The organism is Pseudomonas sp. TH49 (genome assembly GCF_016650625.1).
GTDB classification, from domain to species: Bacteria; Pseudomonadota; Gammaproteobacteria; order Pseudomonadales; family Pseudomonadaceae; genus Aquipseudomonas; species Aquipseudomonas fluorescens_H.
This window is the reverse complement of sequence record NZ_JAEKFL010000002.1, coordinates 1,265,295-1,285,656: the sequence shown is the minus strand read 5'-3', so window position 1 is coordinate 1,285,656 and position 20,362 is coordinate 1,265,295. Positions and strand designations below refer to the sequence as shown.

General features: G+C 61.0%; 16 protein-coding genes. 12 read left to right on the top strand and 4 right to left on the bottom strand.

Annotated elements, in window-relative coordinates; genetic code table 11:
• Positions 1–71: 71 nt before the first annotated feature.
• On the top strand, positions 72–1,052 hold the full coding sequence (locus tag JFU48_RS23205; RefSeq protein ID WP_201137797.1) for a LysR family transcriptional regulator: 981 nt from the start codon (positions 72–74) through the stop codon (positions 1,050–1,052).
• 192 nt (positions 1,053–1,244) lie between these two features.
• Complete coding sequence (locus JFU48_RS23200) at positions 1,245–1,754, top strand: GNAT family N-acetyltransferase (RefSeq protein WP_003224473.1); 510 nt, start codon at positions 1,245–1,247, stop codon at positions 1,752–1,754.
• A gap of 114 nt (positions 1,755–1,868) precedes the next feature.
• Here JFU48_RS23200 and JFU48_RS23195 read toward each other — a convergent pair whose 3' ends face one another.
• Complete coding sequence (locus JFU48_RS23195; RefSeq protein WP_201137796.1) at positions 1,869–2,561, bottom strand: aspartate/glutamate racemase family protein; 693 nt, start codon at positions 2,559–2,561, stop codon at positions 1,869–1,871.
• A 204-nt stretch (positions 2,562–2,765) separates the two neighbouring features.
• On the opposite strand from JFU48_RS23195, the gene JFU48_RS23190 reads away from it, so the two are divergent.
• Entirely contained in the window at positions 2,766–3,257 is a 492-nt protein-coding gene (locus tag JFU48_RS23190; protein WP_201137795.1) for a hypothetical protein, read from the top strand.
• Positions 3,258–3,390: 133 nt separating this feature from the next.
• Here the strand turns inward: JFU48_RS23190 and JFU48_RS23185 are convergent, their stop codons facing one another.
• Positions 3,391–3,612 (bottom strand): CcoQ/FixQ family Cbb3-type cytochrome c oxidase assembly chaperone, encoded by a 222-nt coding sequence (locus JFU48_RS23185; RefSeq protein ID WP_103485598.1) that lies wholly within the window; start codon positions 3,610–3,612, stop codon positions 3,391–3,393.
• Positions 3,613–3,627: 15 nt separating this feature from the next.
• Positions 3,628–5,055, bottom strand: a complete 1,428-nt coding sequence (ccoN, locus tag JFU48_RS23180; protein WP_003224481.1) for a cytochrome-c oxidase, cbb3-type subunit I — start codon at positions 5,053–5,055, stop codon at positions 3,628–3,630.
• A 354-nt stretch (positions 5,056–5,409) separates the two neighbouring features.
• Between ccoN and JFU48_RS23175 the strand changes: the two genes are divergently transcribed.
• From JFU48_RS23175 to JFU48_RS23160, 4 genes are all read left to right on the top strand, one after another.
• Positions 5,410–7,083 carry a nitrite/sulfite reductase gene (locus JFU48_RS23175; protein WP_201137794.1) on the top strand — a complete coding sequence of 558 codons (1,674 nt, stop codon included), beginning with the start codon at positions 5,410–5,412 and terminating at the stop codon, positions 7,081–7,083.
• A complete protein-coding gene (locus JFU48_RS23170) occupies positions 7,080–7,559 on the top strand; it encodes a DUF934 domain-containing protein (protein ID WP_201137793.1) in 480 nt (159 codons plus the stop codon). Before JFU48_RS23175 ends, JFU48_RS23170 begins: the two co-directional genes overlap by 4 nt.
• Positions 7,560–7,842: 283 nt before the next feature.
• Entirely contained in the window at positions 7,843–8,817 is a 975-nt protein-coding gene (locus tag JFU48_RS23165; protein WP_003224487.1) for a hypothetical protein, read from the top strand.
• 181 nt (positions 8,818–8,998) lie between these two features.
• Positions 8,999–9,670 (top strand): DUF3313 domain-containing protein, encoded by a 672-nt coding sequence (locus JFU48_RS23160; protein WP_201137792.1) that lies wholly within the window; start codon positions 8,999–9,001, stop codon positions 9,668–9,670.
• Positions 9,671–9,789: 119 nt separating this feature from the next.
• Here JFU48_RS23160 and JFU48_RS23155 read toward each other — a convergent pair whose 3' ends face one another.
• Positions 9,790–10,215, bottom strand: coding sequence for a YciI family protein (locus tag JFU48_RS23155; RefSeq protein WP_098963912.1), 426 nt, complete (start codon positions 10,213–10,215; stop codon positions 9,790–9,792).
• Positions 10,216–10,541: 326 nt separating this feature from the next.
• On the opposite strand from JFU48_RS23155, the gene tpx reads away from it, so the two are divergent.
• From tpx to JFU48_RS23130, 5 genes are all read left to right on the top strand, one after another.
• Positions 10,542–11,042, top strand: a complete 501-nt coding sequence (gene tpx, locus JFU48_RS23150) for a thiol peroxidase (protein ID WP_003224497.1) — start codon at positions 10,542–10,544, stop codon at positions 11,040–11,042.
• 177 nt (positions 11,043–11,219) lie between these two features.
• Entirely contained in the window at positions 11,220–12,527 is a 1,308-nt protein-coding gene (locus JFU48_RS23145; RefSeq protein WP_201137791.1) for an MdtA/MuxA family multidrug efflux RND transporter periplasmic adaptor subunit, read from the top strand.
• Positions 12,524–15,619 (top strand): MdtB/MuxB family multidrug efflux RND transporter permease subunit, encoded by a 3,096-nt coding sequence (locus JFU48_RS23140; RefSeq protein ID WP_103520132.1) that lies wholly within the window; start codon positions 12,524–12,526, stop codon positions 15,617–15,619. The genes JFU48_RS23145 and JFU48_RS23140 overlap by 4 nt, the downstream gene beginning before the upstream one ends.
• Positions 15,620–15,761: 142 nt before the next feature.
• On the top strand, positions 15,762–18,869 hold the full coding sequence (locus JFU48_RS23135) for an efflux RND transporter permease subunit (protein ID WP_201137790.1): 3,108 nt from the start codon (positions 15,762–15,764) through the stop codon (positions 18,867–18,869).
• The gene (locus JFU48_RS23130) at positions 18,866–20,335 is read left to right on the top strand and encodes an efflux transporter outer membrane subunit (protein ID WP_201137789.1); all 1,470 of its coding nucleotides are present in this window, start codon (positions 18,866–18,868) and stop codon (positions 20,333–20,335) included. Before JFU48_RS23135 ends, JFU48_RS23130 begins: the two co-directional genes overlap by 4 nt.
• The last annotated feature ends 27 nt before the right edge of the window (positions 20,336–20,362 follow it).

Genomic DNA, 20,362 nt, shown 5'->3' with positions numbered 1-20,362 from the left:
CGCGAGCAAGCCCGCTCCCACATTAGAACCGTGGCGTTTTCCAAAATACAAAGATCGACAGGGAGTCATCGATGTCATTCACCGAACCCGCAGGACGACAGGGTAGCCCCGACTATCGCTGGGCACAGGGCGAGCGCGAGCCATGGCTGGCGCAAGCTGCGACCATTGATGCCGACGTCGCGCAATACTTTCTGGTCAGTGCCCGCTGTGGCTGCTTCATGCAGGCGGCGCGCAGTCTCAACGTGCGTTCGACTCTGCTGCGCAAACAACTGGCGCAGCTCGAGCAGGAACTGCAGCACTCGCTATTCAGCTTTCAGGGCAGCGCCCTGAGCCTGACCCGCGAAGGTCAGCAGTTGCAGGCGCAACTGGTCGCGCTGGCTCACGAACGCAAACTGCCGGTGGTCGAGCAACCGTTGATCCGCCTGGCGGTTGCCGAATCGATCCTGCATGACATTCTCGGTCGCGACCTGATCGCGTTGCTGCGCCGCAATGCCAGCGTGCGCCTCGAGATCATTGCGCTGGACAGCGAGTTGGCCTTGCGCGCAGTCAGCGCCGACGTGGTGCTGTGGCTGGCTCACGGCGAGACCCCCAGCCCCGGCCCGACCTTCACCACCAGTCAGCCGCAGGCCCTGGCGCGGCTGGATTACCTGCCGCACATCGCCAAACGCTATTCCCGCGTCACCGCGCGCCCGGAGAGTGCCGAAGACCTCAGCGATTTCATGCTGGTGCAATGGCAACACGACCGGCAGATCGACAGTTTCCGGCCGTGGAATCACCTGGTCGAACAGCGTCTGGCGGGCGTGGTGCAGATGCAGTCTTATGAACTGATGCTGGAAATGATCCGTTGCAGCGCTTGCATTGGTTTGCTGCCGGCGTACATGAGTCGTTTCGACCGGGGGCTGGTGGCGTTGCCGGGGTTGTTTGATGAGCCGATGCAGCTACAGGCGTGGCTGGCGGTGAATGCTGAATCCCTGAACGTCGCCGAGGTGCAAACCCTGGTCGAGCTGATCCAGCACACCTTCGATGAGCGCCAGGAGTGGTTCCAGACCTGAGCCAATCCTTCCAACACCCCCAATCCCCTGTGGGAGCGGGCTTGCTCGCGAAGGCGTCAGCACATTCAATATTCGCGACACCTGGCACACCGCTTTCGCGAGCAAGCCCGCTCCCACAGTTTGAAACCTCGCCAAATTGATAACCGGCAGTTTAGAGTGATCAGCCACACATCGATCCAGGAAGGATCCGCCATGCCCGACCACAACCCCGCCATCACCCTCGAACGCTTCAACGAATCCCACATCGAGGCCGTTACCGCGCTGTACAACGATCCGGCCGTGACCCGGCAGGTGTTGCAGATGCCGTTTCAGTCCACCGATATCTGGCGTCAACGGCTGCTGGCGGAGAACGAGCGGATGGTCAAACTGGTGGCGCTGCACCAGGGCGCGGTGGTCGGTCATCTCGGGCTGGAAAACTATTCGCGGATTCGCCGCGCGCACGCCGGCAGCGTCGGCATGGCCGTCGCTGTGGCGTGGCAGGGCAAGGGTGTCGGGTCGAAACTGCTGGCGGCGGCGCTGGACATCGCCGACAACTGGATGAACCTGCACCGGGTCGAACTCTCGGTGTACGCCGACAACGAGGCGGCCATCGGCCTGTATCGCAAGTTCGGTTTCGAGAACGAAGGCCTGTTCCGTGACTACGCCGTGCGCGACGGGCAATGGGTCGACACCCTGAGCATGGCCCGTCTGCGTCGTCGATAAGCCAGAAAATTCTGTGGGAGCGTGGCTTGCCCGCGAAGAATTCACCGCGGTTTTTCAGGTATTACGCGTTATCGTTCTTCGCGGGCAAGCCACGCTCCCACAGGTTCTGTGGAGTCAATCGTCCAAGACGAACGCCACCGCCGACTGCGCATGCAGTTCGGTGGTGTCGAGCAGGGGCAGGGCGCTGTGTTCGGGTTTGAGCAGCAGGCCGATTTCCGTGCAGCCGAGGATGATCGCCTGGGCGCCGCGCGCGGTCAGCGCTTCGATCACTCGTTGATAGATCTGGCGCGACTCGTCGCTGATCACCCCGACGCACAGTTCGTCATAAATGATCCGGTGTACGTCCTTGCGCTCGTCGTCGTCCGGCACCAGTACCGTCAAACCCTGCGCAATCAGACGCTGCTTGAGAAAGTCCTGCTCCATGGTGAACGCCGTGCCGAGCAGGCCGACCGTGTGCGCGTCAATGTCCAATGCCGCCTGCGCCGCCGGTTCGGCAATGTGCAGGAACGGAATGCTGATCGCCGCCTGAATCTGCTCCGCGACCTTGTGCATGGTGTTGGTACACAGCACCACGCATTCGGCGCCGCCGGCCTCGAGCCTGCGTGCAGCATCCACCAGAATCGCCGCCGCAGCGTCCCAGCGCCCGGCGTGCTGGGCCTGTTCGACCGGGCCGAAGTCGACGCTGTACATCAGGATTTGCGCCGAGCGCAGCGGGCCGAGGCGGTCGCGGACCTGTTGATTGATGAGACGATAATATTCAGCGCTGGATTCCCAGCTCATGCCGCCGATCAGGCCGATGGTGCGCATTGAAATTCCTCGAACGATGGCCCGTAGCGAAAAGTCGGGCCCGGGCCGAGTGTCCATCGGTTCAGGGGCGTATGCCAGTACAAAGCAACTGTACCGTTGATCCTTTTGCCAAGTGTCACGGTGCCGCCGCCCGAGGTTTAACGTACGCCGGCGCCTCGATCTGTCACTATCGACTATCGCAGGCTCTCCCCGAGGAACGTACCGATGAACGACGTACAACAACTGGGCGAAATGCTTCGTCACTATGCCGAGAGTGAAGCACACAAGAAGCAACTGTTCGAAACGCAGTCCCAGGCGTGGGCCAGCCGGATCAGCGGACTGTTCGGCCAGATCCAGCAATGGCTGGAACCGGTGCAGGCACCGAACCTGCTGGAGGTGAGCCGCGAGGCTTACGTCGCGTTCGGGCCGAGCACACCGGTGGAAACCTCGACCTTCAAGACTGAAAAACTCAGCATCGTGATCGCCGGCAAACCGGTGGAATTCGTGCCGGACGTGATGGGCAGTGCCGGGCAGATTTCCCTGGCGGTGATGGGCCTGACGGCGGCGCGCTATGGCAGCATTTCGCTGGTGGGTTTGCCCAGTGGCGAGTGGCAATGGCGCAAGACCAATGGCCTGAAGGATCCGGACACCTTTGTGTTTGATGCGGACTTTCTGGCGCAGCAGCTGCAGAGCCTGATTCCGCGCGATCGCAGCTGATATCCAGGGCTTCAACCATTTTCCTCTGTGGGAGCGGGCTTGCTCGCGAAGGCGGCAGCCCATTCAACATTGATGGCGACTGATAGACCGCTTTCGCGAGCAAGCCCGCTCCCACAGTGGATTGAGGGTGATCCTACATCTCGAGGTTGACCCAGCCCGGTTTCGCCTCTTCCGGCGCCACCGCCTTCACGGTTTTCCCCGTCGCCAGCTCCACTCGCCGTGCCACCTCCGGATCATCGGCAAACGGCACCATGCTCGCATCGTCGAGGCTTTCCGCCGTCTGGTGGCGCAGGCAGTACTCCACCGCCAGCCACAGAAACACCACGCCCAGCACATTCAAGAAAATGTCGAACATCGTCGGCTCCCTGCCTCAGGCGATCTGTGCCTGGCTGCGCGCCAGCGACACGTCGGCGACCCGCACCGTACGCCAGACGTTGTAAGCCATCAGCAGCATGCCGCTGAGGAAGAACACCCCGCCGGCAAAGCGCACGATGAACCCCGGATGACTGGCCTGCAGTGCTTCGACGAAGGAGTAGGTCAGCGTGCCGTCCTCGTTGATCGCCCGCCACATCAGGCCCTGAGTGATGCCGTTGACCCACATCGAGGCGATGTACAACACCGTGCCGATGGTCGCCAGCCAGAAGTGCAGGTTGATCAGCGGCGTGCTGTACATCTGCTCGCGGCCAAAGACTTTCGGCACCATGTGATAAGTCGCGCCAAAGGTGATCATCGCCACCCAGCCCAAGGCCCCGGCGTGAACGTGGCCGATGGTCCAGTCGGTGTAGTGGGACAGGGCGTTGACGGTCTTGATCGCCATCATCGGGCCTTCGAAAGTCGACATGCCGTAAAACGCCAGCGACAGCACCAGAAACCGCAGGATCGGGTCAGTGCGCAACTTATGCCAGGCACCGGACAAGGTCATCATGCCGTTGATCATCCCGCCCCAGCTCGGCGCCAGCAGGATCAGCGACATCGCCATGCCGAGGGACTGCGCCCAGTCCGGCAGGGCGGTGTAGTGCAGATGGTGCGGGCCGGCCCAGATGTACAGGGTGATCAGCGCCCAGAAATGCACGATCGACAACCGGTACGAATACACCGGGCGGTTGACCTGTTTCGGCACGAAGTAATACATCATCCCGAGGAACCCGGTGGTCAGGAAGAAACCCACCGCGTTGTGCCCGTACCACCACTGCACCATGGCGTCGGTGGCCCCGGAATACACCGGATAGGATTTGAACCAGTCCACCGGGATCGACAGGTGATTGACCACGTGCAGCATGGCAATCACCAGAATGAACGCACCGAAGAACCAGTTGCCGACGTAGATGTGTTTGGTCTTGCGCTGCACCACCGTAGTGAAAAACACGATGGCATACGCGACCCAGACCACCGCCATCCACACCGCGCCGGAGAATTCGATCTCGGCGTATTCCTTGGTGGTGGTGTAGCCCATCGGCAGGGTGATCAGCATGATCACGATCACCGATTGCCAGCCCCAGAAAGTGAAGGCCGCGAGCTTGTCCGAATACAGCCGTACTTGGCAGGTGCGCTGCACCGCGTAGTAACTGGCGGCGAATTGCGCGCTGCCGGCAAAACCGAAAATCACCAGGCTGGTGTGCAATGGCCGCAAGCGGCCGAAGGTGGTCCAGGGCAGGTCGAGGTTCATGTCCGGCCACACCAGTTGCGAGGCGATCCATACCCCCATCGCCATGCCCACGACACCCCAGAAAACCGTCGCGATAACGAATTGGCGGACGACCTTGTAGTTATAAGCCTGTCCGATTGTTGCTGTGCTCATGGTCAGTTCTTCCACGGTTGCAAAGTCTTGCCAGGCCACCCGGTCTGGCACGAGCTGCACTGTAGGAACAGCACAGGAAACAAAACAGGCTCAGGAATATTTCATTTGTACGGATCAGATTGAAGTGCTGCCTGCGGCCATCTGCCGCGCCCTGATACGGTTTTTATCGTTTCAGGTGAATCTGTTGCGTGCTGCGCTGCTCGTCCATAGTCAGGGGAAAATCCTGTGGGAGCGGGCTTGCTCGCGAAAGCGGTGTGTCAGTCAACAAGTCAGTTGCCTGACACACCGCTTTCGCGAGCAAGCCCGCTCCCACAGTTTTGAATTTGTGTTCAAACCTGATGAGGTGGCTGCTGCATGTATCAATACGACGATTACGACCGCGCACTGGTGTTCGAGCGCGTTGCGCAGTTTCGCGATCAGGTCGAGCGCTTCATGGCCGGAGAGTTGAGCGAGGAAGAGTTCCTGCCGCTGCGCCTGCAAAACGGCCTGTACCTGCAAAAACACGCGTACATGCTGCGGGTAGCGATTCCCTACGGGACCCTGAGTGCCGAACAGATGCGCACGTTGGCGAGTATCGCCGCCGATTACGACCGCGGCTACGGCCACTTCACCACGCGGCAAAACCTGCAATTCAACTGGATCGAACTGGCGCAGGTACCGGACATCCTCGAGCGCCTGGCGCAGGTCAACATGCATGCGATCCAGACCTCCGGCAACTGCGTGCGCAACATCACCACCGAAGCCTTCGCCGGCGTCGCGGCGGACGAAATGATCGACCCGCGCCCACTGGCAGAAATCCTCCGCCAATGGTCGACGATCAACCCGGAATTCCTGTTTCTGCCACGCAAGTTCAAGATCGCCATCTGCTCGGCGAAGCAGGATCGTGCGGCGATCATGATGCATGACATCGGCCTGTATCTTTATCCGAGGCGCGACGGGCAGATGCTCCTGCGGGTGATCGTCGGTGGCGGGTTGGGGCGCACGCCGATCCTCGGTCTGCAGATCCGCGAAGGTTTGCCGTGGCAGCATCTGCTGTCCTACGTCGAGGCGGTACTGCGGGTCTACAACCGGCATGGCCGGCGCGACAACAAGTACAAGGCGCGGATCAAGATTCTGGTCAAGGCGCTGGGCATCGAGGCGTTCGCCAAAGAGGTCGAAGAAGAATGGCAGCACCTCAAGGACGGCCCTGCGCAGTTGACCGAGGCCGAGTATGAGCGAGTCGCCCGGGCATTCGTGCCGCCGATCTATCACACCCTGGCCGACACCGATCTGGACTTCGGCACGCGTCTGGCCGAAAGCCCGGCGTTCGCCCGCTGGGTTGCGCGCAACGTGCAGCCGCACAAGAAACCCGGTTACACCAGCGTGGTGCTATCGACCAAACCGGGGCTGAGCGCGCCGCCGGGTGATGTCACCGGGTTGCAGATGCTGGCGGTGGCCGACTGGTCGGAGCGTTTCGGTTTTGGCGAGATTCGCATTGCCCACGAGCAGAACATCGTCCTGCCCGATGTACGAAAGTCTGACCTGTATGAACTCTGGCAGCTTGCCTGCGAGCGCAATCTGGGCAGCGCCAACGTTGGCCTGCTGACCGACATCATTGCCTGCCCGGGCGGCGATTTCTGCGCGCTGGCCAACGCCAAGTCGATCCCGATTGCCCAGGCGATTCAGGCGCGTTTCGACAACCTCGATTACCTGCACGATCTGGGCGACATCAGCCTGAACATCTCCGGTTGCATGAACGCCTGCGGCCACCACCACATCGGCAATATCGGCATTCTCGGTGTCGATAAAAACGGAAGCGAGTGGTACCAGGTCACCCTCGGCGGGGCACAGGGCAAGCACAGCGCACTGGGCAAAGTCATCGGCCCGTCGTTCAGCGCGACCGAAGTGCCCCAGGTGATCGAACGGATCATCGGCACTTTTGTGCGTTACCGCGAAAGCGAGGAATTGTTTGTCGACACCGTGGCGCGCATTGGCCTGGAGCCGTTCAAGGAACGGGTCTACCCGAAAGTGCTGGAGGTCTCGGCATGAACAATTTGCTGCGTCTGGAGCAAGGTGTCGCACGCCTGATAGAGGATGATCCGTGGACGCTGGTTCGCGAGCCGGAGCAGGGCAGGCCTGCGGGGTTGCTGATCCTGCCGCTGGCGCACTGGCTGCAATCGCCCTCGACCCACGCGGTGTGGCTGAGCCCGGACGATGAAGTCGAAAGCGTGGTGCCGTGGCTGGCCTCGTTGCCGTTGATTGCCCTGGACTTCCCGAGCTTTCGCGACGGTCGCGCCTACAGTCAGGCGTATCTGCTGCGCAGCCGGTTTGGCTGGGCCGGCGAGTTGCGGGCGATTGGCGATGTGTTGCGCGATCAGCTCAGCCATATGCGTCAGTGCGGGTTCGACAGTTTTGCGGTGCGCGAGGACAAATCGGCTGAAGATGCGCTCAAGGGCTTGGCGGGGATGAGCGTGCTGTATGGCCGCTCGGTCATAGAACCTCGCCCCTTGTTCCGTAGACGCTGAAGACTCTGTGGCGAGGGAGCTTGCTCCCGCTGGAGTGCGCAGTACTCCCAAACAGGCATGATGCGATCCGCCAGATAAATCGCGTTGTCTGGTTGGGGGCGGCTTCGCCACCCAGCGGGAGCAAGCTCCCTCGCCACAGGTGTTTGCGGTGACAAGCAAGGGAAACCCTTACATCCCGCACCATTCCCGGATTTTTCCTTGGGTCGATGCTGGCCTTTTGGTAGAGTCCCCGTCGCCAGCGGGTTTTCGGCTGGACGACGGAACGAAGAAGGGAGTCTGGGTAGTGAGTGCGGGCAAAAAGATTTTGGGCCTCACGGCGTTGCTGTTGATGCTGACGCTGTGGGCCAGTTACTTCTATGTGTTCAAGGAAAACCGCGACGGCCAGTTGGGCGGCGCCGGTGAAAGCACCGCGTGGTGCGGCGCGCCGCCGTCCACCGAAGCGGCGCTGTTGGGCAAGGATCAACTGACCTTGCGCGTCACCAACAACCTGCGCGGCGAGTTCATGCTCAGTGGCTCGCTGGTGGTCTCCGAACGCACCTTCAACCGCTACGATCTGGGCCGCAACGAGCTGCGCCTGCGCCTGGAACCGTTGCAGTGGTCGTACGGTGTGACGCCGATCTTCCTCGAACAGGTCAAGGTTCAGCCACTGAGCCGCAACCTCGCCTCACCGACCAAAAGCGCCTACGCCGAGCTTGAACCTCGCCCGATCGGCGTGCAGGGCCAGGTCACCGACTTTCCGTTCGACACCTATCGCTACGGCTACAAACCGGTGCTGTATTACCTCAAGGGCAGCGAGCGCATTGACCTGCGCTTCAAGAACATCACCACGCTGATGGATATGTCCAACACCTTCACGCCGATCCAGAAGTACAACCGCGTCGAGTACATCAACGAGAAAAACTCGATGATCCGCGACGAGGACTACAAGGCCTACGGCCCGCACGAATGCGCGTTCAGCGTCGAGCGCAAAGGCTCGTTCAAGGTCGTGGTGCTGTTGTTGCTGCTGGTGCTGTGCCTGCCGTTGCTGCACGTGTTCTATCGCGACGAGCCGGGGATCGACTTCCTCGCGACGCTGGTGGCGATTGCCGTGGTGCGGGTGCTGCTGGTGGGGCCGGTGCAGGACTTCCAGCTGTACAACATCGACTTCCTGTTCGGCGCGGCGATTCTGCTGGTGGGCTCGGTATCGCTGATCAAGGCGATGCGCGCCAACAGCCGGCGCGAGATGGCGTTGAAGAGCGGGGCGACGTCTTCCTGGTAACACCCGGAACCTGATCTCGACACAGGAACTGTGGGAGCGAGCCTGCTTGCTCCCGTAAAGCATCAGTGTCTATGCAACCGCGTGGGAATCTTGCGTGTGTGCAAGGTAATTTCCCCGGCATTGGCTATAACTGTATTTCCCGCCAGGCAATATATCTCGGCGTTCTGACAGGAGTTACAGCATGAAGCTTGCAGTAATGATGGGCACCCTCTGCATCGCCACACTCGGCGTGGTGGGTTGCTCCAGCAAAACCGTCGCTCCCGATGAGTATTCCGGCTTTCTCAAGGACTACAGCCAACTCAGGGAGGCCAAATCGCCTTCCGGTGCAGAAGTGATGCGCTGGATTGATCCGAAGGTCGATATCAGCAAGTTCACCAGCGTGTACGTCGAACCGACCCAGCTCTATCCAAAGCCGCAACCGACCGCGAAGATTTCCCAACAGACCCTCAACGGCATCACCGCTTACTACGATCAGGCGCTCAAGCGTGAAATCAGCAAAGACCTGCCGTTGGCCAACGGCCCCGGCCCGGGCGTGATTGTGGTGCGGGCGGCGATCACCGCGGTAAGCAGCAAGACCGAAGGCCTGCACGCGTATGAAGTGATCCCGGTGGCACTGGTGGCGGCAGCGGTCAGCACTGCCAGCGGTATCCGCGATCAGGAAACCACCCTGGCCACCGAAGCAGTGTTCCTCGACGGCGGCAGCAACAAGGTCGTGGCGCAAGTGGTGCGCAAAGGCACCGGTAAACCATTGGAAAATGACACCCAGGCGATGAAGGCCACCGACGTCAAACCGGTGATTGATGGCTGGGCGAATGACATGCATCAGATGTATCTGAAGCTCAAGTCCAAATAACTGGGGGCCGTTTAGGAGCTGCCGCAGGCTGCGATCTTTTGATCTTGTTTGTAAAACCAAAGTCAAAAGATCGTCCGATCGCGGCCCGAGCCTGCGGCAGCTCTTACAGGGGCAGGGGATTACAGGTTTTTCTTGGCCTGCTCGCGAACACGCTCTTCCTGCGCCCGCGCCTCAGGAGTGAACTCGGCGCCGAAGTCCTCGGCGGAGAAAATCTGGCGGATCTCGATATCAGAATCGCCCGGCATTGGATTCGGGCAGCGCTTGACCCATTCGATGGCTTCTTCCTTCGATTTCACTTCCCAGATCCAGTACCCGGCTACCAGCTCCTTGGTTTCGATGAACGGGCCGTCGATGACCGTGCGCTTGTCGCCGGAGAAATGCACGCGCGCGCCTTTGCTGCTCGGGTGCAGGCCATCGGCGTCGATGAGGATGCCGGCCTTGACCAGTTCTTCGTTGAAGTTGCCCATGGCGGTGATCAGTTCTTCACTGGGCATGATGCCGGCTTCGGAGTCGGCGCTGGCTTTGACAAGGATCATGAATCGCATGGTGGTTTCTCCAGGGAATGGGGGGATTCACTACGTAGTCGAACGGTCACCTCACGAATCGACAGACCTTCTAAATAAATGATGCAGATCCGCGAAGATCAGTGTGGGAGCGAGCTTGCTCGCGAAGACGGCGGCACATTCAGCATAGCGTTGCCTGGCAGATTGCTTTCGCGAGCAAGCTCGCTCCCACAGGATTTGCGGTTGTATACAATTTTTTGCGTAGCCCCCTGACAATTTTCATTCAGGGCATAGGTCGTCGGACAATTTCGTGGTTAACTTCGGCCTCTTGCATGCTTTCCAATCAAAACATCAGAAGGACTAAAGTCATGGCTCAAGTCACCCTCAAAGGCAACCCGGTTCAAGTCAACGGCCAGTTGCCACAAGCCGGTTCCAAGGCGCCAGCCTTTTCTCTGGTTGCCGGCAATCTGTCCGACGTCACCCTGGCGAGCTTCGCCGGCAAGCGCAAAGTGCTGAACATCTTCCCAAGCGTCGACACTCCGACCTGCGCGACTTCGGTACGCAAGTTCAACGCTCAGGCCAACGAACTGGCCAACACCGTGGTGCTGTGCATCTCGGCTGACCTGCCATTCGCCCAAGCCCGTTTCTGCGGCGCCGAAGGCCTGGAAAACGTGCAGAACCTGTCGACCCTGCGCGGTGCTGAGTTCATCGAGAACTACGGCGTAGCCATCGCTGACGGCCCGTTGAAAGGCCTGACCGCCCGTGCCGTGGTGGTGCTGGACGAGAACGACAACGTGCTGCACAGCGAGCTGGTCAAGGAAATCGCTGAAGAGCCGAACTACGACGCAGCACTCGCCGTACTGAAATAAGCGCTTTTACAATTGTTAACGGCCTGGCCCTGTCCAGGCCGTTTTCATTTGTGTATCAGTGTCTTGGCTCACACCTTGTAACGTAAGTTGAAAGTAAATAGCCGGTAAAGCTGCTTTGCTTAAGTCCCGTCAGTGCTTATCGTTCAGCCTCCCGTAAAAAAGAAGCCCACGCGCCCAATGGTAAATCACTCCATGCAATCGTCCTCCCGTAACTCTCGTCGCTGGCTGTTGAGCCTGCTTGTGTTGCTGATCATCGCCGCTCTGTGCTGGAAATTCTGGCCCGCCGGTTCAGCCCACAAGGAGGGCGCGCAGAAAGCTGCTGCCGGCCACACCGGGCGTTCGGGGATGATGCGGCCGGGCTTCGGCGGGGCGGCCGGGCCTATTCCGGTGCGTGTGGCGCCGGCGGTCACGGGGGACTTTCCGCTGTATTACAAGGCTCTGGGTACGGTCACCGCGCTCAATACCATTAATGTGCGCAGCCGGGTGGGCGGCGAACTGGTGAAGATCAATTTCGAAGAAGGGCAGATGGTCAAGGCCGGCGACCTGCTGGCAGAGATCGATCCGCGTCCTTATCAGAATGCCTTGCTCCAGGCTGAAGGCACCTTGCTGCAGAATCAGGCGCAGTTGAAAAACGCACAGGTCGACGTCGAGCGTTATCGTGGCCTGTATAAGGAAGACAGTATCGCCAAGCAGACCCTGGACACCGCCGAAGCACTGGTCGGCCAGTATCTGGGCACGGTCAAGACCAATCAGGCGGCGGTCAACGACGCCAAACTCAATCTCGAATTCACCAAGATCCGCGCACCGATTGCCGGTCGCGTCGGCCTGCGTCAGCTCGACGTCGGCAACCTGGTGGCGGCGAACGACACCACGTTCCTCGCCGTCATTACCCAGACTCAGCCAATCAGCGTGGTGTTCACCCTGCCGGAGAACAATCTGGAAACCGTGCTGTCGCGTTACCACAGCGGCGCCAAACTACCCGCTGAGGCATGGGATCGCGGCGACACCAAAATCCAGGCCACCGGCGTCCTGCAAAGCCTCGACAACCAGATCGACGTCGCCACCGGCACCCTGAAATTCAAGGCCCGTTACGATAACCGCGACCAGTCGCTGTTCCCCAATCAGTTCGTCAACGTGCACCTGTTGGCCGACACCCTCAAGGGTGTAGTGCTGGCACCGTCGGCAGCCATCCAGTTCGGCACCAATGGCACCTTCGTCTATGCAATGGACGGCGACAAGAAAGTCACCATCCGCCAACTGAAGATCGGCGCCAGTGACGGCACCAACACCGTGGTCACCGAAGGTCTCGCCGCGGGCGACCGCGTGGTGCTCGAAGGCACCGACCGCTTGAAGGAGGGCAGTGAAGTCGAAGTGGTCAACGACAGCAATGACGTGCCGACAACGCCGACCGAACACCTGCAAGGCAAGCCCGCAGCCAGCGCGCATGACACCGCCTCTACAGACAAGGCCAAGAAGGGCGCATGAACATTTCGCGGCTGTTCATCCTCCGTCCGGTAGCCACCACCCTGAGCATGTTGGCCATTGTTCTGGCCGGCCTGATTGCCTATCGCCTGCTGCCGGTCTCGGCGTTGCCGCAGGTCGATTACCCGACCATTCGCGTCATGACCCTGTACCCCGGCGCCAGTCCGGACGTGATGACCAGTGCCGTGACCGCACCGCTCGAACGTCAGTTCGGGCAAATGCCCGGCCTGACGCAAATGGCCTCGACCAGCTCCGGCGGCGCTTCGGTGCTGACCCTGCGCTTCAGCCTCGACATCAACATGGACGTCGCCGAGCAGCAGGTGCAAGCCGCGATCAACGCCGCGACCAATCTGCTGCCAACCGACCTGCCGGCACCGCCGGTGTACAACAAGGTCAACCCGGCGGACACCCCGGTGCTTACCCTGGCGATCACTTCAAAAACCATGCTCCTGCCCAAGCTCAACGACCTTGTCGATACGCGCATGGCGCAGAAGATCGCCCAGATCAGCGGCGTCGGCATGGTCAGCATTGCCGGCGGTCAGCGTCAGGCAGTGCGGATCAAGGTCAACCCGGAAGCCCTGGCGGCGAACAGCCTGAACCTCGAAGACGTGCGCACCCTGATCGGCGCGTCCAACGTCAACCAACCGAAAGGTAACTTCGACGGTCCGACCCGGGTCTCGATGCTCGACGCCAACGACCAACTGACGTCGCCCAAGGACTACGCCAACCTGATCCTCGCCTACAAGAACGGCGCGCCGCTGCGCCTGAAGGATGTGGCGGAAATCGTCGATGGCGCGGAGAACGAACGTCTCGCCGCGTGGGCCAACCAGAATCAGGCGGTACTGCTGAACATCCAGCGTCAGCCGGGGGCCAACGTGATCGAGGTGGTCGACCGGATCAAGGCCTTGCTGCCGAGCATCACCGATAACCTGCCGGCCGGCCTCGACGTCACCGTGCTCACCGACCGCACCCAGACCATCCGCGCCTCGGTCACTGACGTGCAGCACGAGCTGCTGATCGCCATCGCTCTGGTGGTGATGGTGACCTTCCTCTTTCTACGGCGTGCCAGCGCGACGATCATTCCGTCGGTAGCGGTGCCGCTGTCGCTGATCGGTACGTTTGGCGTGATGTATCTCGCCGGGTTCTCGGTCAACAACCTGACCTTGATGGCGCTGACCATCGCCACTGGTTTTGTGGTCGACGATGCCATTGTGATGCTGGAAAACATCGCGCGCTTCATCGAAGAAGGGGACAGCCCGATGCAGGCCGCGCTCAAGGGCGCGAAGCAGATTGGCTTTACCCTGATCTCCCTGACGCTGTCGCTGATTGCGGTACTGATTCCGCTGCTGTTCATGGCCGACGTGGTCGGGCGGCTGTTTCGCGAGTTCGCCATCACTTTGGCGGTGGCGATCCTGATTTCCCTGGTGGTTTCGCTGACCCTGACGCCGATGATGTGCGCGCGACTGCTCAAGCGTGAACCGCAAGAACACGAGCAGGGCCGTTTCTACCGGGCCAGTGGCGCATTCATCGACTGGATGATCGCTGCTTACGGGCGCAAGTTGCAGTGGGTGCTCAAGCACCAGCCGCTGACCCTGATGGTGGCCATCGGTACTCTGGCGCTGACCGTGTTCCTTTATATGGTTGTACCCAAGGGCTTCTTCCCGGTGCAGGACACCGGGGTGATCCAGGGCATTTCCGAGGCGCCGCAGTCGATTTCCTTCGCGGCCATGGGCGAGCGTCAGCAGGCGCTGGCCAAGGTGATTCTCGAAGATCCGGCGGTTGAAAGCCTGTCGTCCTACATCGGTGTCGACGGCGACAACGCCACGCTCAACAGCGGTCGCCTGCTGATCAATCTCAAGCCGCACGGCCAGCGTGACCTGAGCGCCACGCAGGTGATCGCGCGCCTGCAACCGCAACTCGACAAGCTGGTCGGCATCCGCCTGTTCATGCAGCCGGTGCAGGACCTGACCATCGAGGATCGGGTCAGCCGGACCCAGTACCAGTTCAGCATGTCTTCGCCAGATGCAGAATTGCTCAGTCAGTGGAGCGGGCGTCTGGTCGAGGCCTTGGCCCAGCGTCCGGAGTTGACCGACGTTGCCAGTGACTTGCAGGACAAGGGCCTGCAGGTCTATCTGGTGATCGACCGCGATGCCGCTTCACGCCTCGGCGTTTCGGTGCAGAACATCACCGATGCGCTGTACGACGCCTTCGGCCAGCGGCAGATCTCGACCATTTACACTCAGGCCAGCCAGTACCGTGTGGTGCTGCAAGCGCAAGCCGGGGAGAAGATCGGGCCGGCGGCGCTGGATCAGATCCACGTCAAGACCACTGACGGTGCGCAGGTGCGCCTGTCGAGCCTGGCCCATGTCGAGGAGCGTCAGGCGCAACTGGCGATTACCCACATCGGTCAGTTCCCGGCGGTGATGATGTCGTTCAACCTGGCGCCCGGCGTGGCGCTGGGGCATGCGGTGGACATCATTGATCAGGTGCAGAAGGACATCGGCATGCCGATTGGCGTGCAGACCCAGTTCCAGGGCGCGGCCGAAGCGTTCCAGGCGTCGTTGTCGAGCACCTTGCTGCTGATTCTGGCAGCGGTGGTGACCATGTACATCGTGCTCGGCGTGCTTTACGAAAGTTACATCCACCCGATCACCATTCTCTCGACCCTGCCGTCGGCGGCGGTCGGCGCCTTGCTGGCGTTGCTGCTCAGCGGCAATGACCTGGGCATGATCGCGATCATCGGCATCATCCTGCTGATCGGTATCGTCAAGAAGAACGCGATCATGATGATCGACTTCGCCCTCGACGCCGAACGCACGCAGGGCATGGCGCCGGAGCAGGCGATCTATCAGGCGGCGCTGCTGCGTTTCCGGCCGATTCTGATGACCACTTTGGCCGCGCTGTTCGGCGCGGTGCCACTGATGCTCGCCACCGGTTCCGGGGCGGAACTGCGTCAGCCACTGGGTCTGGTGATGGTCGGCGGTTTGCTGGTGAGCCAGGTGCTGACCCTGTTCACTACGCCGGTGATCTACCTGTACTTCGACCGCCTCGGTCGGCGCTTCGGCAAGACCAATGCCGAAGAGGTACCGGTATGACTGTCCGTACACATTCCCCCTGTGGGAGCGGGCTTGCTCGCGAAAGCGCTGTATCAGGCGACATGAATGTTGAATGTCAGACCGTATTCGCGAGCAAGCCCGCTCCCACAAGGGACTGGTGTGATGTTGGGGATTGCGGTCAATGAACTTGTCCGGTCCTTTCATCAAGCGCCCGGTCGCGACCATGCTCCTGAGCCTGGCGATCATGCTGCTGGGCGGTGTCAGTTTCGGTCTGTTGCCGGTGTCGCCGCTGCCGCAAATGGATTTCCCGGTGATTGTGGTCCAGGCCAGTCTGCCCGGCGCCAGTCCCGAGGTGATGGCGTCCACGGTGGCGACGCCACTGGAGCGCTCGTTCGGCGCGATTGCCGGTGTCAACACCATGAGCAGCCGTTCCAGCCAGGGTTCGACCCGGGTCATTCTGCAATTCGACCTCGACCGCGACATCAACGGCGCGGCACGGGAAGTGCAGGCGGCGATCAACGCTTCGCGCAACCTGTTGCCGAGCGGGATGCGCAGCATGCCGACCTACAAGAAGGTCAACCCGTCGCAGGCGCCGATCATGGTGCTGTCGCTGACTTCGGATGTGCTGGAAAAAGGCCAGCTCTATGACCTGGCCTCGACCATCCTCTCGCAGAGCCTGTCCCAGGTGCAGGGCGTGGGTGAAGTGCAGATCGGCGGCAGTTCGCTGCCGGCGGTGCGCATCGAACTCGAACCGCAGGCGTTGAACCAGTACGGCGTGGCGCTCGACGATGTGCGCAAGACCATCGCCGGGGCCAACGTGCGTCGGCCCAAGGGCTCGGTCGAAGACAGCGAGCGCCTGTGGCAGATCCAGGCCAACGACCAGTTGGAGAAAGCCAAGGATTACGAATCACTGATCATCCACTACAACAACGGCGCAGCCCTGCGTCTGAAGGACGTGGCCAAGGTCAGCGACGGCGTCGAAGACCGTTACAACAGCGGTTTCTTCAACGATGACGCGGCGGTGCTATTGGTGATCAACCGCCAGGCCGGCGCCAACATCATCGAGACGGTCAACGAGATCAAGGCGCAGTTGCCGGCCCTGCAAGCGGTACTGCCGGCCAGCGTCAAACTGAACCTGGCAATGGATCGCTCGCCAGTGATCAAGGCCACGTTGCACGAAGCGGAAATGACCCTGCTGATTGCCGTGGCACTGGTGATTCTGGTGGTGTTCCTGTTTCTCGGTAACTTCCGCGCCTCGCTGATTCCGACATTGGCGGTGCCGGTCTCGCTGGTCGGCACCTTCGCGGTGATGTACCTGTATGGCTTCTCGCTGAACAACCTGTCGCTGATGGCGCTGATTCTGGCGACCGGGCTGGTGGTGGACGATGCGATCGTGGTGCTGGAAAACATCTCCCGGCACATCGACGAAGGCGTCAAACCGATGAAAGCCGCGTACCTCGGGGCCAAGGAAGTCGGGTTTACCTTGCTGTCGATGAACGTCTCGCTGGTGGCGGTGTTTCTGTCGATCCTGTTCATGGGCGGGATTATCGAGAGTCTGTTCCGCGAGTTCTCGATCACACTGGCGGCGGCGATCGTGGTGTCGCTGGTGGTGTCCCTGACGCTTACGCCGATGCTCTGCGCGCGCTGGCTCAAACCGCACACCCCGGGTGAAGAAAACCGTTTGCAACGCTGGAGCCGGCGGACCAACGACTGGATGGTCGGCAAATACGCCACCAGCCTCGACTGGGTGTTGCGTCATCGTCGTCTGACATTGCTCAGTCTGTTGATCACGGTCGGGGTGAACGTCGCGCTGTATGTCGTGGTGCCGAAAACCTTCATGCCGCAACAGGACACCGGTCAGTTGATTGGTTTCGTGCGCGGTGATGACGGCCTCTCGTTCAGTGTCATGCAGCCGAAAATGGAAACCTTCCGCCGCGCCGTGCTCAAAGATGACGCGGTGGAAAGCGTCGCCGGGTTCATCGGCGGCACCAACGGCACCAACAACGCCTTTATGCTGGTGCGGTTGAAACCGATCAAGGAGCGTCAGCTCTCGGCGCAGAAAGTCATCGAACGTCTGCGCAAGGAAATGCCCAAGGTTCCCGGCGCCCAGTTGATGCTGATGGCGGATCAGGACCTGCAGTTCGGCGGTGGCCGCGAGCAGACCACTTCGCAATACAGCTACATCCTGCAAAGCGGCGATCTGGGTTCGTTGCGCGAGTGGTATCCGAAAGTCGTCGCCGCGTTACGGGCACTGCCCGAGCTCACGGCCATCGACGCCCGCGAGGGGCGCGGCGCGCAGCAGGTCACGCTGATTGTCGACCGCGATCAGGCCAAACGCCTCGGCGTCGACATGAACATGGTCACGGCGGTGTTGAACAACGCCTACAGCCAGCGGCAGATCTCCACGATCTACGACAGCCTCAATCAGTATCAGGTGGTGATGGAGGTTAATCCGAAATACGCGCAGGATCCGGTGACGCTCAATCAGGTGCACGTGATTACCGCTGACGGTGCGCGGATTCCGCTGTCGACCATCGCCCATTACGAAAACAGCCTGGAAGACGACCGCGTCAGCCACGAAGGCCAGTTCGCCTCTGAAGACATTTCCTTCGATATGGCCGAAGGCGTGACGGTGGAGCAGGGCAGTGCCGCGATCGAACGGGCGATTGCCAAAGTCGGTCTGCCGGAAGACGTGATCGCAAAAATGGCCGGCACCGCCGACGCCTTTGCCGCGACCCAGAAAAGCCAGCCGTTCATGATCCTCGGTGCGCTGCTGGCGGTGTATCTGGTACTCGGCGTGCTGTATGAAAGCTACATTCATCCGCTGACGATTCTCTCGACCTTGCCCTCGGCCGGCGTCGGCGCGTTGCTGTCGATCTATGCGCTGGGCGGCGAGTTCAGCCTGATCTCGCTGCTCGGGTTGTTCCTGTTGATCGGGGTGGTGAAGAAAAACGCGATTCTGATGATCGACCTGGCGCTGCAACTGGAGCGCCATCAGGGCCTGTCGCCGCTGGAGTCGATCCGCAGCGCGTGCCTGCAACGGCTGCGGCCGATTCTGATGACCACCCTGGCGGCGATCCTCGGCGCCTTGCCGTTGCTGCTCGGCCGTGCAGAAGGCGCGGAAATGCGCCAGCCATTGGGCCTGACCATCATCGGAGGCCTGATCTTCAGCCAGGTGCTTACCCTTTACACCACGCCTGTGGTTTACCTCTATCTCGACAAGCTGCGCCACCGCTTCAACAAGTGGCGTGGCGTGCGTACTGACGCCGCTCTGGAAACTCCGCTATGACTGACCGTTCGCTTCTCAATCTGGCCACTGCGCGCGGCTCGCGCCTGTTGAGTCTGTCGCTGTGCGTGGCGATGCTCAGTGCCTGCGCCGTCGGCCCGGACTATCAGCGCCCGCAGACCGCCGAGGTCGCGCAATACAAAGAGGCCGAAGGCTGGCGCCAGGCCAATCCGAGCGACTCGCTGGCCCGTGGCGCCTGGTGGGAGTTGTATGGCGATCAGCAGCTCAATGGCCTGATCGAGAAACTCAACAGCTCCAACCAGACCGTTGCGCAATCCGAAGCCCAGTACCGTCAGGCCCAGGCTTTGGTGCGCAGTGCCCGCGGGGCGTTTTACCCGAACGTCGACCTGAGTCTGGGCAAAACCCGCTCCAGTCAGGGCACCGGCAGCAGCAGTTCGAGCCTGAGCAGTTCTGCCAGCGGCATTCGCGACACCTACAACGCGCAGTTGGGCGTGAGTTGGGAAGCGGATATCTGGGGCAAGTTGCGCCGTGGCCTGGAAGCCAACGAAGCCAGCGCCCAGGCCAGCTTCGCCGATCTGGCGGCGATGCGCCTGAGCCAGCAGTCGGAGCTGGTGCAGAATTACCTGCAACTGCGGGTGATCGATCAGCAGAAGAGGCTGCTCGAAGCCACCGTCACGGCTTACGAGAAATCGCTGCAAATGACCCAGAACCAGTACCGCGCGGGCATTTCCGGGCGCGATGCGGTGGCGCAGGCACAGACTCAGCTGAAAAGCACGCAGGCCGATCTGGTGGACCTGATCTGGCAACGGGCGCAGTTTGAGAATGCTATCGCCGTCCTCACCGGGCAGGCGCCGGCCGAGTTCAGCATTGCTGAAACCCAGAGCATTCCGAACCTGCCGCAGATTCCGCTGAGTCTGCCGTCGCAGTTGCTGGAGCGCCGCCCGGACATCGCCTCGGCGGAGCGCTCGGTGATCGCCGCCAACGCCAACATCGGTGTGGCAAAAGCCGCGTATTACCCGGATCTGACCTTGAGCATGAGCGGTGGTTACAGCAGCAGTACCTCGAAAAATCTGTTAACGCTACCGAACCGTTTCTGGTCGGTCGGGCCGAAACTGGATTTGCCGATCTTTGACGGCGGGATCCGTTCGGCCGAGGTTGACCGTACCGAGGCGGTCTATGACCAGACCGTCGCCAAGTACCGCCAGACCGTACTCGATGGTTTCCGCGAAGTGGAAAACTATCTAGTGCAACTGAAGGTGTATGAAGACGAAGCCGCTGTGCGTCAGGAAGCACTGGAGGCGGCGCGCGACTCGCTGCGTCTGACCCAGAATCAGTACAAGGCCGGTTTGATTGCCTACATCGATGTCGTGGTGGTGCAGGCGACTGCGTTGAACAACGAACGGACTGTCCTCAACATCTTGCAGAGCCGCCTGATTGCCAGCGTGCAATTGATTGCGGCGCTGGGCGGTGGCTGGGACGGACAACTCGATGTCAGCGACAATCGCTGATCCGTGGGAGCGAGCCTGCTCGCGAAG

Coding starts and splice junctions, on each gene's coding strand:
- JFU48_RS23170 (WP_201137793.1), top strand. CDS start 7,080: ATGAACAATTTGCTGCGTCTGGAGCAAGGTGTCGCACGCCTGATAGAG.
- JFU48_RS23185 (WP_103485598.1), bottom strand. CDS start 3,612: ATGTTCGACATTTTCTTGAATGTGCTGGGCGTGGTGTTTCTGTGGCTG.
- JFU48_RS23160 (WP_201137792.1), top strand. CDS start 8,999: ATGAAGCTTGCAGTAATGATGGGCACCCTCTGCATCGCCACACTCGGC.
- JFU48_RS23205 (WP_201137797.1), top strand. CDS start 72: ATGTCATTCACCGAACCCGCAGGACGACAGGGTAGCCCCGACTATCGC.
- JFU48_RS23135 (WP_201137790.1), top strand. CDS start 15,762: ATGAACTTGTCCGGTCCTTTCATCAAGCGCCCGGTCGCGACCATGCTC.
- ccoN (WP_003224481.1), bottom strand. CDS start 5,055: ATGAGCACAGCAACAATCGGACAGGCTTATAACTACAAGGTCGTCCGC.
- JFU48_RS23145 (WP_201137791.1), top strand. CDS start 11,220: ATGGTAAATCACTCCATGCAATCGTCCTCCCGTAACTCTCGTCGCTGG.
- JFU48_RS23200 (WP_003224473.1), top strand. CDS start 1,245: ATGCCCGACCACAACCCCGCCATCACCCTCGAACGCTTCAACGAATCC.
- JFU48_RS23130 (WP_201137789.1), top strand. CDS start 18,866: ATGACTGACCGTTCGCTTCTCAATCTGGCCACTGCGCGCGGCTCGCGC.
- JFU48_RS23140 (WP_103520132.1), top strand. CDS start 12,524: ATGAACATTTCGCGGCTGTTCATCCTCCGTCCGGTAGCCACCACCCTG.
- JFU48_RS23195 (WP_201137796.1), bottom strand. CDS start 2,561: ATGCGCACCATCGGCCTGATCGGCGGCATGAGCTGGGAATCCAGCGCT.
- tpx (WP_003224497.1), top strand. CDS start 10,542: ATGGCTCAAGTCACCCTCAAAGGCAACCCGGTTCAAGTCAACGGCCAG.
- JFU48_RS23155 (WP_098963912.1), bottom strand. CDS start 10,215: ATGCGATTCATGATCCTTGTCAAAGCCAGCGCCGACTCCGAAGCCGGC.
- JFU48_RS23175 (WP_201137794.1), top strand. CDS start 5,410: ATGTATCAATACGACGATTACGACCGCGCACTGGTGTTCGAGCGCGTT.
- JFU48_RS23190 (WP_201137795.1), top strand. CDS start 2,766: ATGAACGACGTACAACAACTGGGCGAAATGCTTCGTCACTATGCCGAG.